This window comes from Pseudomonas sp. LBUM1668, from assembly GCF_059695715.1.
Window position 1 is genome coordinate 2,877,375 of sequence record NZ_CP166787.1, and the last position, 13,703, is coordinate 2,891,077.

Genomic DNA, 13,703 nt, shown 5'->3' on the forward strand with positions numbered 1-13,703 from the left:
ATTCCCTTATTCAGATGCGGCGAACGCGGTTTTGGCGTCTTGCAGAAACCAGAGCAGCAGGGGCAGGCACATCAAGCCTGCGAGCGCGGCCCAAAGGGCGAAGAGTTCAAGGCGGGTTCCGCCGCCAATGGCGGCAATGAGCGAGCCGCCGATACCCATCACGGCAATCGAAATCATGCCGACCATGGCCGAGACCAGACCTTTGCTGTCATCCGAGCAAAACAGCGCCAATCGATACAGCGCCGCATTGCTGATGCCCAATCCAACGGCGTAAAGCGCCAGGCTGGCGACTGTCGCTGCCAGTCCCAGACCTTGCATCGCGCAGCCGATCAGCGCCAGCAGGCCCAGGCAAAACGGCCAGAGCCCTAGCTGAATCAAGCGGGGTAACGAATGCGTCACTAGTAGACGGTCGAGAATCAGATTGCCGACGATGACGGCAGAGAAAACTGGAATTTGCCACAGGCCGTACGTCAGCGGCGTCAGACCCAGGCCCTGGATCAGCAGCAACGGCGCCAGACCGATCCAGGCAATCAGCGGCAGGCTCATCAGTCCCAGGGCCAGGCTTGCGCCGAGGAACCGCGGATTGCCGAGCAGGGCGAGGTAGCGCTGGCGGATCTGACGCAGGGAAAACGTCACGCGGGCTTGCTGCTGCCCATCGCGGCGGACAACGCCCACGGTCTCCGGCATACAGGCGTAAAGCCCCAGCCAGACCAGCATCGCAGCAATGCCGAGTGCCAAAAACAGCTCGCGCCATGTCAGCCATTCCAGCAGTACGCTGCCGAGCATGGGGCCCAACAACGGCGATAGCAGCGCAATGTTGCCGAGCAGGGCCATCAGGCGTACGGCATCCGCCTCGCAGAACACCTCCTGCAGCGCCGGATAACTGACGGCCACGACAAATCCCAGCCCCATGCCCTGTATCAGGCGCAGCACATTGAACGCTTCAATGCTGCGGGTGGCGAAAGCGGCGGCACACGCAACAGCAAATGCGGCGCAGCCGATCAACAACAGGCGCCGCCTTCCCCAGCGATCAGACAGTGGCCCCATCAGCCATTGCAGGCAGACACCGCCCAACAGATACAGATTGAACGCATTGGGAACATGGCGAACATCGGCTTGAAATTCTTCAGTGACGTTCAACATCGCTGGCATGATCAAGTCACTGGCCATATAGGTCAGGAGTTCAAAAGCGCTGAGCGCCAGGCAGAATCCCACCACTTGGCGTGGCCCGATTCTTATCAATGTTCTCTGCATAAACATCCTTGTCAGTTAAGGAGGAAGGTTGCAGAGCCTAGGTCCAGACATTGGCGTGACCTACTGGTTAGCTGAAACATTAGATTTCGAATCTTTGCAGGATATGAAACGGACCCAAAACGCTCGTAAAACAAGATGTTACCGGGCAGTCATCCATGGCCAAAAAAAATGCCCGCGAAGGGGGCGGGCATTGTTTGTCAGTTAATTCAGCGTGTATTTTTCATGCCCGGCATCTGACACTGACGGGCAGGCGGGGTGAAATATCCTGTCAACGATGTTGATAGTAGCCAGGGCCTCCACGGTCGTAACGATGATGGTCGCCGTGCCAGCCGCCGTGGGGAAAGATGATGCAACCACTCAGGGTCAGCAGGGCGAGAACAGGAATCAGCCAGGTGATTCGACGCAGCATTTGAATAATCCTCATGTTAAAGCCGTCATGAAGCCAAAAGCCTTCATCGGCTGTAACATGAGACCCCGTTTGCAGCGGCGCATCCCCGTAAGACGGTAAGTGCATGGCATGCAAGTGGACACAAACCGGATACATTCCAAAGTTTCAGGAAGCCGCAATGACCCAGAAGCAACGCTTGATTTATTCGATTCTGATCGCCGTCTCCGTACTGGCGATCATGCTCGGCCTGTCCTGGCTGCAAAACACCGGGAGAATCGATGAAAAGACCTTCCAGTACATCGCCATCGGTGTGGCGGTGATCGTCGTGGTGATCAACGGCGTAATGCGCCGCAAGGTCAAACCCTGACGGCGATCGCTGGACGTTTCAATCGATGTCGAGCACTGCAGCAGCCTGCGGATGCAGGCTGTAGCTCTTGTCTGCGTTGACGGTGATCACGCCTTCGGCGCTCAGGCGCTTGAGGACTTCGCGCACACTCAGGAAGGACAGCGGAATATCCAGATCCAGCAATTGGCTATGGACGCCGCGAACGCCCAGGCGACGGTCGTTCTGTGCCGCGACCAGCAGGGCGTCGATGACCTTAAGGCGAATCAGGCTGGTGCGCAGACCAAAACTTTTCAGCAGCAGACGGATGCGTTCGTTGCCGTGACGCTCGACGCGTTGTTCGAAATCGTTCGCGTGCGGGCTCATGGATGCTCCTTGTAACGCCTGGCTACCGTCCGTTGGTAGTTGCGAGTTGTACATGTGATTACTCCTTTTCAGAGCCCGATCGGGAAAGGTTTTCTTTGCGCTCTCTAAAACAAGACGTTTCAGCTCGCCAAATCATGAAAGAAAAAATGTAGAAAATTTGTCGGGATTTCGTCTTCTGCGTGTAATCACTGCGCAAAACCGCTGCGCACCGCGCTAAATTTTTTTCGTCGACGTTCGTTTTCAGGACAGGCTCATTGCGTGTGGACGCGTGGGTGTTTCCACAGCGGATCCGTCGCCCGTCACATGCTTCGCACGGTATGCAGATCCGCTCTTCGGCATTTCGATCAGGAGCGAGCGTGATTATTTCCAGGCAGTTAACCGGACTGGCCCTTGCCGGTATTTTTTGCGGGCTTAGCCTGTCGGCCCATGCATTCAGCCCCTCCGTTGATACCAGCGCCGAGATCCGTCGTACCGGTTTTGGTGTGCCGCATATCCGCGCCCAAGACGAGCGTGGCCTCGGTTTCGGCATCGGTTACGCATATGCGCAGGACAACCTTTGCCTGCTGGCCAACGAGATCGTCACGGTCAATGGCCAGCGCTCGCGTTATTTCGGCCCGGATCAGTTCACCGTCGAGGAGCGTGAAAACCGCGTCAGCGATGTCTTTTTCAACTGGCTCAATACGCCGGAAGCGGTCAGCACGTTCTGGCAGGCGCAAACGGCCCAGGTACGTGACCTGGTCCAGGGTTATGCCGCGGGCTACAACCACTATCTCGCCGAACGCCATCAGCAGGGCCTGCCGCAACAATGCCAGGGCGAGTGGGTTCGCGATATTGCTCCAGAAGACCTGGTCAAGCTGACCCGTCGGCTGTTGGTCGAGGGCGGGGTTGGTCAGTTCGCCGAAGCCCTGGCCGGTGCCACGCCGCCACAGGCCACAGCGCGGATCGCCAGCGATACGCATGCCTACCAAATGGCAGATGCCCGTCAGCAGCGCTTCGCGCTCGATCGTGGCAGCAATGCCGTGGCGGTGGGTGGCGAGCGTTCGTTCAATGGTCGCGGCATGCTGCTGGCCAACCCGCACTTTCCCTGGGTTGGCGGTATGCGCTTCTATCAAATGCACCTGACCATTCCCGGCAAACTTGACGTCATGGGCGCCGCGTTGCCGGGCCTGCCGATGATCAACATCGGTTTCAACCAGCATCTGGCCTGGACCCACACGGTCGATTCCTCCAAACACTTCACCCTGTATCGCCTGCAACTCGATCCGAAAGACCCGACGCGCTATCTGCTTGATGGCCAATCATTGCCGATGAGCAAGCAGACAGTGACCGTGCAGGTCAAACAGGCCGATGGGCAAGTGCTGCCGGTGGCACGCGACATCTATAGCTCGAAGTTCGGCCCGATTGTGCAGTGGCCGGGCAAGCTCGATTGGGACACTCAGTTCGCCTACAGCCTGCGTGATGCCAACCTCGACAACGATCGCGTGCTCAAACAGTGGTATGCGATGAATCAGGCTTCCACGCTTAAAGAATTGCAGGATTCGGTGCACAAGATTCAGGGTATTCCCTGGGTCAATACGCTCGCCGCAGATGACAAGGGGCAGACGCTGTACATGAACCTGTCGGTGGTGCCGAACGTCAGTCGCGAAAAACTCGCGAAGTGCAGTGACCCGCGAATCGGCACCCAGATGATCGTGCTCGACGGTTCCAACAGCGCCTGCGCCTGGGACATCGACCCGCAAGCTGCGCAGAAGGGTATCTACGCTTCCAGCCAATTGCCGCAACTGCTGCGCAAGGACTTCGTCCAGCACTCCAACGATTCCGCATGGCTGGCCAACCCGGCGCAACCGCTCACCGGTTTCTCGCCGCTGATCAGTCAGGACGGCCAACCGCTGGGGTTGCGTTCGCGCTTTGCCCTTGATCGTCTGGCGAGACTGAATAAAAAAGGCCCGTTGGCAGTGAAGGATCTGCAGCAAATGGTGATGGACGATCAAGTGTATCTGGCGACCCAGGTCGTGCCGGATCTGCTGAAGTTCTGCGCCGCTGACCTTGGCGCTGATGCGCAAGCCCTCAAACCTGTGTGTGCCAGCCTGAAAGCGTGGGACGGGCGCGCCAATCTGGATTCGGGCCTGGGCCTGGTGCATTTCCAGAACATCATGCAAGCCCTGCAGCAGTCAGCGGACATCTGGCGCGTCGCCTTTGATCCGCAGGACGCGCAGCACACTCCGCGTGGTCTGGCTGTCGAGCAGTCAGCGGTGGCCAAGGCTCTTCGCGAAGCGATGCTGGCGTCGGTCGATACGGTTGCCAAAATGGGCCTGAAACCGCAAACCCGTTGGGGCGATATTCAGGTGGTCAGCAGCGGCGGGCAGCAGACGCCGATTCATGGCGGGCCGGGTACGCTGGGGATCTACAACGCGATCCAGAGCGTGCCGCGCGAAGATGGCAAGCTTGAGGTGGTCAGTGGCACCAGCTATCTGCAAGTCGTGACGTTCGATGAAAAGGGCCCGCACGCGCAGGGGCTGTTGGCCTTCTCGCTGTCCAGTGATCCGGCATCGAAGTATTCACGCGATCAGACCGAGGCGTTCTCGAAGAAACAGTGGAGTGTGCTGCCGTTTACCGAACAGCAGATTCTGGCTGACCCGCAGTATCAGGTGCAGACCATTCACGGGGTGCCGGAAAAAACGGGGAACGTCGCCGCACAGTAAACACGGCGTTACTTGAAAAACAAATGAAGGCCGCATCCCGCAAGGGGCGCGGCCTTCAGCTTTTTGGCGGCTGCTGCGGCATCGGGTTGATCACCGGGTTGCCTTCCTTGTTGCGCGTCAGGTAGACGGGCAAGACCTTGGGCAGGGAGTTGGCAAGGTTGTTCAGCTCTTTGATGTTGTAGATACCGCCCACCCGAATTGTTCCGGTGCTGTTGTCAGCGAGCATCAACGGTTTTTCCAGGTAGCGGTTGATCAGCGGCAGCGCTTCATTGAGCGGCAGATTGTCCAGCACCAGTTTGCCGCTGCGCCAGGCAAGCGAAGCATCGTTTGGGTAGGACTGGCTGATCTGCGGCATGTAGTCGCCCGGTTTGTAACGCGCTTGCATGGATGGCTCGAGACGCAAGCCATCGCCCGGCAATTGACGATTGCTGCTGACCAGCACCGAACCTGCGATCAGGTTCACCCGCACTTGATCCTCGTACATCCAGACATTGAACCGCGTGCCGGTCACCCGAATCCTGCCTTCGCCTGCACGCACGACAAACGGGTGCGACGTGTCGTGACTGACGGTAAAGAACGCCTCGCCTTTTTTCAGCGTGACGCGGCGTTCGTCCTTGTAGTTGCTGAAGGTCAGGTCAGTGTTGAGGTTCAATTCGAGTTGGCTGCCGTCACTCAGCGTTACCTGACGCACATTGTCAGTGGCGGCAAAATGCTCGTAACTGTTGGGCAGCCAGCCGAGATTCCAACCGGTGTAAGCCGTCAGTGGCAACGCCACTGCGCAGACCCCGGCCGCTATCGCGTATCGGCGCCATGGGCGGGCAGGCTGAGCAACCGGCACGACCAATGCTGTATCCGGGCGCGGGAGGTGGCCGGCAACGTCCCAGATCTCCAGCATGGCTTCGTACTCGAATGCATGCAGAGGATAAGCATCGTGCCATTGCTGGAAGGCGCGACGCTCTTCGTCCGTGCAGTCGGCGGCGTGCAAACGCATGCACCAGTGCGCGGCGGCATCGGTGATCGCATCGTATTCGGCTTCCGAGAGAGTGTCTTGGGTCATTGACTCATCCTGATTTCGCACATTCTAACCTTGACGGGAAGTTGCCGAGAACATCAGTCATGGCATTTACCCATCAAAGTGGAACTTATTTTTCGCTCAGGCGCCCAAAAAACAGGAAGCCCATGACCACTATCCACAAATGGAGTGAAAAAATGATCAAGAAGACTTTTGCCGCCCTGATTGCCACCGCCAGTTTGCTTGGCGCCGGCGCTGCGTTGGCGGACAAGCCTGGCGCAGGCTGGATCACCATCGAAAAAGCGATCGATACCGCAAAAACCAAGGCCGGTTATGTCGAGATCTACAAGATCGAAGCTGACAACGACGGCTATTGGGAAGGTGAGGGTCGCAAGGCCGATGGCGTCGTGTACGAGTTCCGCATCGACGGCGCATCGGGCAATGTATTGCGAGATCAAAAGGACTGAACGTCGTCAGTTGAATAAAGGGAAGCGCAGGTTGAATCCTGCGCTTTCTTGTACATGTTTCAGGTGACTGGCTCGGTGTCCAGATGCCGGCCGATTTCGCAGATCAGGCGTGAAATCGAATGGGCATTACTCAAAATCACATCAACGCGAATATCCGCTGAGGCAGGATTTAAGAACGCATCACGTGCGTCTTCAATGGTCTGGCAGCCCGTCAACTTCAGAAGTTTCTTGCTGACCCTTTCTGCACCCATATCTCGAATTTTATCCCAGGTGATATAAGCGCCTGCCTTTCGGTTCCAGCGCGAAAAAAGCTCATCTCGAGGTGTTTTTAACGAAAGTGCCCGGCTTTGAAATTTTTCCTGCTGATGCTTCATCGACAAGCCTTTCAATGTATCGATTTTGATCAGATCAACAAACGGCCGTCGAGATTCCAGAGAGGCAAAATCTTCGGCTTTTGAGAATTGATGGGCGAATTCGTGAATCAGAGTCGATGCCTGAGCGTGGCCGTCGATATCGAATGGCTTCAACGTAGATGAATCATACTCATCCAGACCCGGGTTGAAAAAATGTTCGGTGAGGTGGAGCTTTTTCTTACTGTCGTTTCCAAGTACGAACGCAATAGTCGTTGAGCGGCTGTTCACGTTTGAGCCGATAACGAAACGTTCGGTATTCATCAAGTCCTCGGTAGGATCCACCAAGGCATTGCAAATAGGCACGATCGTTTTTTTGATTCTGTTCAATAACTGTGTATCGATTTGCTGGACACCAAAAAAAGACTTGAGAAAGCTGTCCACGCGTTCGACAGGGATATTGCTTTTGACTAATGCCAGGTTATGCAGGCATTGGAATGCATAGTTTCTTGCCATATCGATTGCATGTTGAATCGTCCGGGCTTTTTGAGGGAAATTGAGACTGATAGCCTCCATGCCTTCAGCCTCGATGTTCATCATCACCTGACGATTCACCTCTACGGAAATGTGGTTGTGCAGTTTCGAAATGGCCTTACCGTAATGAACAGCATGGCGGTCAGGATTCAGGAATAGTTGTGAGCCACTCTCTGTTAATGAGGGGCCGGGGTTTTCATCGTTTACCATTTGCCAGACCGCGCCGGGTTGTTCGATGCGGTAAACCTTGCCGGCAATGGCGGTGTACGTGCGCTTGTCGATCGTGTCCTCGTAAGTGCCGTTGCTGGTGTCGTGCTTGAGAGCCTCGAGTACCACATCTGATGCTTCAAAAGACTGCAGCTCGGTACGCAGCGGCGAGGTCGGCCTGATCTGCGACCATGTGGGCGCAACCGGCACTGGCAACAGTGGCGGCTGGGCAGGCACGGGGATATTGCTTTCAGTCTCGGTCGGCACTTCAACCGGTGTTTCGGGCTCCACCTTGTCAGTTGCTCCAACGGTCATGTCTTCAGTTTTCGCGGTGGCTTCCAGTGACAGGCTGCCGAGCAAGAGCATTTGCGCCGCGCCGGCGATGAACGCCCGCAGGGCTTTTTTCCAATGATGATCCTGCAAGGCTTCAGCCGATTCCTTGAAGTCTTGGTAGGCCTGCCAGAGAAAAATCGGACAGGACAGTTTGCCAGGCAGCAGATGCGCGGCCAGGCCGACGCCATACCTGAACAGGATTTTGGCGGTCTCCCAGTCCGCTTGCGCGTTGCTTTGCAATTGGCAGTTGAGAAACTGCGGCAGCAGTTTGAGGTTGTCAGCGAAAAACCGGTGCAACAGATTGCCGGTAATGGCCGCGCCAGCCAGGGTCAATTCACTGGTCTCGTTCACGCTCGACTGCAACACGCCGCGAAAGACCGCTTGTTGCGCCTCCGGCAGGCGACGAATCAGCAGGTCCTGAAAATTGCCCGGCGTGTTGATGGCCGCGATCACGCTCGCTTCGTCCGCAAACTCGCGGAACACCTGTTCTGCATAGGGCGCATAAAGCACCAATGGGCCCTTGTGCCCAATGCCCGGGCTGATCAAATACAGCCCCAGGGTTTCCACGGCGACTGCGCCCGGCGTCTTGATCAACGATAGGGGATAAACCATCGCGTGGGCGCCTGCAACTGTCTCGCGTGCAAGACCATCCGGCATGTCCAGCACCTGGCAGAGGTAATCGAACGCGTCGCTGGACAATTGCTGTTGCAGTTTCAGGCGGTGCGCATGTTGCAGCAGTTGCCAGGGCAACTGGCGGTAGAACCGTTGTTTGCGCTCTTGGGCCAGAGGGTTAGTGTCCGATAGCGCCTCGACCACGGTCGTGGCGTAAGTCGTGGGTATCTCCAGCGACAGCAGCAGTTGCTGGACCGCGCTTGGATCCAGCTTGGCCGGCAGCGGCGTGGCTGTCTTCGAGGCGACCTTGTAGCCGGTGCCCTGGGTAAATTTCAGGGCAAACTCGGTGAGTGTGCACGCGGGGCCGCCCAAAGCCAGATCGGGTGTGATCTCGATATCAGCCGGCTTGAGTTTGCTGTCGGGGAAGCGCGCGTCCAGCAGAGACGTCAATCGTTTGGTCACATGATCCGGGAGCGAGGGCAGATCGCTGAGATAGTCTTTATCGTCGGCCACGCTCTGGCACCACTGCTCAAGCAGTTCGAGGTGCAACTGCTGCTCTGCCACCGGAGCCATGCCCAGCCAGGCGGGGAGAGTCTGCTGCAGGGCGATGGCTTTTGCCAGATGACTGGTTCGCAACAGGTTGGTTGCGATCATCTGCCTGGTGACGCTGGACAACGCCGGCACGAGTGCGGTCTTGCCCTTGAGACGCTCGCGTAGCACGGCGCAGCGAGCAAGGAAGTGATCGATGCCGGACTGGACGCAATGATCCAGCACATTGCCCTCGATCAACTGCAACGCACCCAACGTGAAGTTCTGCTGGAGCAGTTGATCGCCTGGCAGCAGGTTTTCCAGGAGTGACAGGCGATCCACCTGGTCCTTTAGACGTCGCTCCAGCGCGCGCCGCGCAACGTTGATGCTGGAAAAGACCTCAAGGCCAAGGGCGGGCGTCCACAGAATCGCTGTTCCCGCGTGCGCGTCGTCGAGGCCGCCACGCTCAGTCAGCAATACACAATGGGCCAACGTCCGTGCGTCTTTCGTCACTGAGTGCTCCAAGGCAATTGACCAGGCGTCAGGCCGAAAACCATTGAGTGAGCGGCGAGCGTCGCGATTGGGCTGAGCGGCATTGAAAACAGTGTCGACAATCGCCTGTTCAGCGGCTTTGAGCGAGCCACTGAGTACCCGTAGCTTTGCCTCACTGGTCACTCCGAAAAAGAGTGCGTGGGTCAGTCGCGGCTTCAGATTTTCAAGATGACTGCGTTGCTCGATCACATTGTCGAGCGGTTGACTTTCAAACAAACCGGCAAGCTCCGTGCGGATGCTTTCGCACGATTTCTCCACCACTTTCGCTTTTTGCTCAAGCACCGCTGAAGGTTGTTGAACGCCGGCCAGCACGGGCCGCGTCACCCAGCGTTCACCCGCGTCCATTTCGAGTAACTTCTCGTGGATCATCGTGCGGATATCCAGAGCCTTGTCGAACAGCGAGTGGATGCCTACGGCGCCATCGCTGAGGCGAAACGCCTGTAACGCATAGGCGATGTTCTGACGTTGTTTGGTGATGATTGCCTCGAACAGGACCTTGAAAATCTCACCACTGATGCGTTCGCCGGTCACGTGAGGCCGGTGGAAACCGATAAAGCGTTTGCGCTCTTCCAGGTTCAACAAGCCAAACAACTCATCCTGGTGGCCGGCTGCGCGAAACTTGCTGATCAAGGTCTCTTTCAGATCGCGGTAATCCTTGAGCACCTGCAGCCCCATGGTTGGCGTGTAGAGGCAGGCGTCGGCATGACTGATCATCAAGGAACCGGCCAGTTCGACATAGTTGGGTTCGTCTTCCCACAGGCGCACGGTTTCGATGGTCGGCAGCGGTGCCGTGCCCTGCTGGATCACGTGATGCAGGATGGCGAACTGCATCGGATCAAGGATGTTGCTTTCGCGTTTGATCATCAGCTCGGCGCGTACCTGCTCGCGCAACACTTCAGCAAAAAATGTCCGGCGCGCGGATTCTGTCGAGGCGGGCGCATTCCAGTAGTTTTCCATTTCGCTAAACAGCAGTACTTGAAGTTTGTCTGACGCCTGGTTCACTGCGTTTTCCCAGGCAGTCTGATCGCCTTCGACGGTCGCATGACCGGGGTGGGAAAATTCGCGCATTTGGCCGCTTGGCCAGGCTCGCTGGCGGTAGATCAACAGCACGGCGTCAGTCAGGCTCATCGAATCGTGCAAGTGCCGGCCAGACACCGGCGGTGGCGCACCGTCGATAACCTCGGCATCGGTATAGAAGGTGACCCGGGTCTGCGCCTGTTTAAGGTAGGGAAACCGGGAGGCCAACAGGCCATCAAGGATTTTTTCCAGCAGGGACGTGAGTGAGGGCAGTTGTTTCAGTTCCTTCAGCACAGCCTCGGCGTCGATTTGTCGGCAGGCGAGGATGGCAGCCTTCTGACTATCGAAAATATCGCCTTCAATCGCTTCGTAGCTCAGAGTGTGGCTGCTTTGCCCGACGATTTTGCGGCGTTGGGATAACGCCAGAAAAGCCAGTATCGAATCGTCTTCCTTGATCGACTTGAAGCGCATTTCGAGTGCATCGATGAGGTTGGGCAGGCTGTCATATTTTTTCAGGCCATCGTACGGCGTATAGAGAATCGCGCCTTTGTCGTCAGGGGTTTCACTGAGAATAAAACTGCCTGCCAACGCGACGGGCGAAGGTTCACCTATATCGAGGCTAATACTTTGCGCGAGCATCGGCGGGGTCTGCTTGCTGCGTAGCGCCTGTGTGGCCAGTTCGACGTTGGCGAGCCAGCGGAAGTCGTTGTCGTTGAGGTTATGGGTCTTGCCCAGTGCTATCCACTGGCCAGATGAATTCAGGATTTCGGGGAAAAGGAGCGGGGGGACAGGCACGGTCATCATCGAGTCTCGGTATGGCGCGTTCGGCGCGAAATGTGAGGCTCAAGGCTAAAAGGCGTGCCCGCGACACGGGTGGTAGATAGTTATCGCACCGCCAGCCTAGGCAGTGCCGCTGCACTGGCGGTCGGAGGGTTGACAGCAGGCGGGTCTGGCGTGGTTAATCGGTGGGCAAGTTGTCCGTACGCTGGTGTTCCCTCCAATAATTATTCTGGAGCTTCAGATGTCTGCGCCACACGATTGTGCAACGCCTGCTTCTGCGTCGTCGATTTCACTCGAAACGCTGACCCGATTGCTCGAAACGATTTTTCTGCGCCATGGCACCTCCACTGAAGTGGCTCAGGTGCTGGCCGCCAACTGCGCCAATGCCGAGCGTGATGGCGCCCACAGCCATGGCGTGTTCCGAATTCCCGGTTATGTCTCGACCCTGAAAAGTGGCTGGGTCGACGGCCACGCAGTGCCACAGGTCGAAGACGTCGCCGCGGGTTTCGTGCGTGTTGATGCCGGCAATGGTTTCGCCCAGGCGGCACTGGCAGCGGCTCGACCGTTGCTGGTGGAGAAGGCGCGTCATGCCGGGATCGCCGTGTTGGCCATTCGCAACTCGCATCACTTTGCTGCGCTGTGGCCGGATGTCGAACCTTTCGCCGAGGAAGGACTGGTTGCGCTGAGTGTGGTCAACAGCATGACCTGCGTGGTGCCGCACGGCGCCGATCGACCGTTGTTCGGCACTAACCCGATTGCTTTCGCCGCGCCACGCGCCGGCGCCGCGCCGATTGTTTTCGACTTGGCCACCAGCGCCATCGCCCATGGCGACGTGCAGATCGCTGCGCGCAAGGGCGAGAAGGTGCCGGCAGGCACGGGAGTCGACAGTCTCGGTCAGCCAACCCAGGACCCCAAGGCGATTCTCGAAGGTGGGGCGTTGTTGCCGTTTGGCGGCCATAAGGGGTCGGCGTTGTCGATGATGGTGGAATTGCTGGCGGCGGCGTTGACCGGGGGGAATTTCTCTTTCGAGTTCGACTGGTCAAATCATCCCGGCGCGAAAACACCGTGGACCGGGCAGTTATTGATAGTCATTGATCCGAGCAAAGCGGCAGGGCAGAGCTTCGCCGAGCGCAGTGAGGAACTGGTGCGGCAGATGCACGGGACAGGGCTCAAGCGATTGCCGGGGGATCGTCGGCATTTGCAACGGGCCAGATCACTGGCGGAGGGGATCGTGCTGGATGAACAGACTTTGGGGCAGCTAAGGGATCTGGCAGGTCATTGAAATATTGCTTGGGGATCTGGCAAGTAATTGAAATGTTGCTTGGGGATCTGGCAAGTAATTGAAATGGGGTGAGGATCAATGTGGTGAGGGGATTTATCCCCGATGGCCTGCGCAGCGGGCCCCTGCTTTTGATTCAAAAGCGGGGGCCGCTTCGCGACCCATCGGGGATAAATCCCCTCGCCACAAAAATCCCCTCCCCACAATGGGTTTCTGATCAAGTTAAAGCTTTGATTCTAAAAAGGTTTTTTTGCTTAGCGACGACCCAGCAGCAATCCCACTACCAAACCAAAACCAGCTGAAATCGCCACGGTCTGCCAAGGATGGCCGCCGATATAGCTCTCGGTGGCATCGACAGCGGGTTTGGTGCGCTCGCGTACGCTGGAAACCGAATCCAGCGCCTGTTGCAGCTTCAGCGCGACTTGTCCGCGCAGGGTCTCCGCTTCTTCGCCAACCAGTGAGGCGCTGCTCTTGAGCAGTTTGTCGGACTCTTCGATCAGTGCCTGAAGGTCGCTGAAAGCTTGATCCTTGATTTGATCCTGAGCGGCTTGCACGGCGGATTTGCGGGCCATTGGGTGACTCCTTGCAGTTGAATGGACAGTGATCAATGGAGTGTGACGCTGAGTAAAAAGTTGCACTGAATTTAGTCCGGAATCAAAAACCTGCGCGGGAGATTTCCGTCGAGCGTGTAAGATGTCAGCATTTTACGCCGCAGGATAATTCCCCATGAGTTTCAATCTGGCCGACAAACCCCTCGCAGAGCGCGCCGCGCTGGAAGACGAGAAATCCCGTCTGTTCGACCTCTGGCAAACTAATCTGGGCAAAGCCAAGGGCGAGGCTGCACGGTTGTTCGGCGAGCGCGCCAAGCGCAAGGGCAAATGGGCCGAGTGGGTCCGTGCGGAACTCGACGGCATGTCACCGCCGGAGTTCGCCAACATGGTGCGCAGTGAGGTCAATCGCTTGATGGCGGCGAAGTAAG

11 protein-coding genes are annotated in these 13,703 nt (G+C 57.4%); 5 read left to right on the top strand and 6 right to left on the bottom strand.

The features are described 5' to 3' along the window. Positions 1–6: 6 nt before the first annotated feature. Both ACA061_RS12950 and ACA061_RS12955 read right to left on the bottom strand, forming a co-directional pair. Positions 7–1,254 (bottom strand): MFS transporter, encoded by a 1,248-nt coding sequence (locus tag ACA061_RS12950; protein WP_497301810.1) that lies wholly within the window; start codon positions 1,252–1,254, stop codon positions 7–9. A gap of 268 nt (positions 1,255–1,522) precedes the next feature. After that, positions 1,523–1,663: a hypothetical protein gene (locus ACA061_RS12955; RefSeq protein WP_191627647.1), complete on the bottom strand. Its 141-nt coding sequence runs from the start codon at positions 1,661–1,663 to the stop codon at positions 1,523–1,525. A 157-nt stretch (positions 1,664–1,820) separates the two neighbouring features. On the opposite strand from ACA061_RS12955, the gene ACA061_RS12960 reads away from it, so the two are divergent. Further along, positions 1,821–2,009 carry a hypothetical protein gene (locus tag ACA061_RS12960; RefSeq protein ID WP_210554704.1) on the top strand — a complete coding sequence of 63 codons (189 nt, stop codon included), beginning with the start codon at positions 1,821–1,823 and terminating at the stop codon, positions 2,007–2,009. A gap of 18 nt (positions 2,010–2,027) precedes the next feature. On the opposite strand, the gene ACA061_RS12965 is transcribed toward ACA061_RS12960, so the two are convergent. Continuing rightward, positions 2,028–2,405 (bottom strand): fe2+ zn2+ uptake regulation protein, encoded by a 378-nt coding sequence (locus tag ACA061_RS12965; protein WP_210700107.1) that lies wholly within the window; start codon positions 2,403–2,405, stop codon positions 2,028–2,030. A gap of 302 nt (positions 2,406–2,707) precedes the next feature. Here ACA061_RS12965 and pvdQ point away from each other — a divergent pair, with 302 nt between their 5' ends. Further along, positions 2,708–5,053: a bifunctional acylase PvdQ gene (gene pvdQ / locus ACA061_RS12970; RefSeq protein ID WP_497301812.1), complete on the top strand. Its 2,346-nt coding sequence runs from the start codon at positions 2,708–2,710 to the stop codon at positions 5,051–5,053. A gap of 55 nt (positions 5,054–5,108) precedes the next feature. Here the strand turns inward: pvdQ and ACA061_RS12975 are convergent, their stop codons facing one another. Further along, on the bottom strand, positions 5,109–6,110 hold the full coding sequence (locus ACA061_RS12975) for a FecR family protein (protein ID WP_497301814.1): 1,002 nt from the start codon (positions 6,108–6,110) through the stop codon (positions 5,109–5,111). Positions 6,111–6,262: 152 nt separating this feature from the next. On the opposite strand from ACA061_RS12975, the gene ACA061_RS12980 reads away from it, so the two are divergent. Next, positions 6,263–6,532: a PepSY domain-containing protein gene (locus ACA061_RS12980; protein ID WP_150603134.1), complete on the top strand. Its 270-nt coding sequence runs from the start codon at positions 6,263–6,265 to the stop codon at positions 6,530–6,532. A gap of 59 nt (positions 6,533–6,591) precedes the next feature. On the opposite strand, the gene ACA061_RS12985 is transcribed toward ACA061_RS12980, so the two are convergent. Next, positions 6,592–11,466 (bottom strand): dermonecrotic toxin domain-containing protein, encoded by a 4,875-nt coding sequence (locus ACA061_RS12985; protein ID WP_497301815.1) that lies wholly within the window; start codon positions 11,464–11,466, stop codon positions 6,592–6,594. Positions 11,467–11,686: 220 nt separating this feature from the next. Between ACA061_RS12985 and ACA061_RS12990 the strand changes: the two genes are divergently transcribed. Continuing rightward, entirely contained in the window at positions 11,687–12,727 is a 1,041-nt protein-coding gene (locus ACA061_RS12990) for an Ldh family oxidoreductase (RefSeq protein ID WP_497301817.1), read from the top strand. A 251-nt stretch (positions 12,728–12,978) separates the two neighbouring features. Here the strand turns inward: ACA061_RS12990 and ACA061_RS12995 are convergent, their stop codons facing one another. After that, a complete protein-coding gene (locus ACA061_RS12995; protein ID WP_150603131.1) occupies positions 12,979–13,296 on the bottom strand; it encodes an ElaB/YgaM/YqjD family protein in 318 nt (105 codons plus the stop codon). 154 nt (positions 13,297–13,450) lie between these two features. Between ACA061_RS12995 and ACA061_RS13000 the strand changes: the two genes are divergently transcribed. Next, a complete protein-coding gene (locus ACA061_RS13000) occupies positions 13,451–13,702 on the top strand; it encodes a hypothetical protein (protein ID WP_497301819.1) in 252 nt (83 codons plus the stop codon). Position 13,703: the final 1 nt, after the last annotated feature.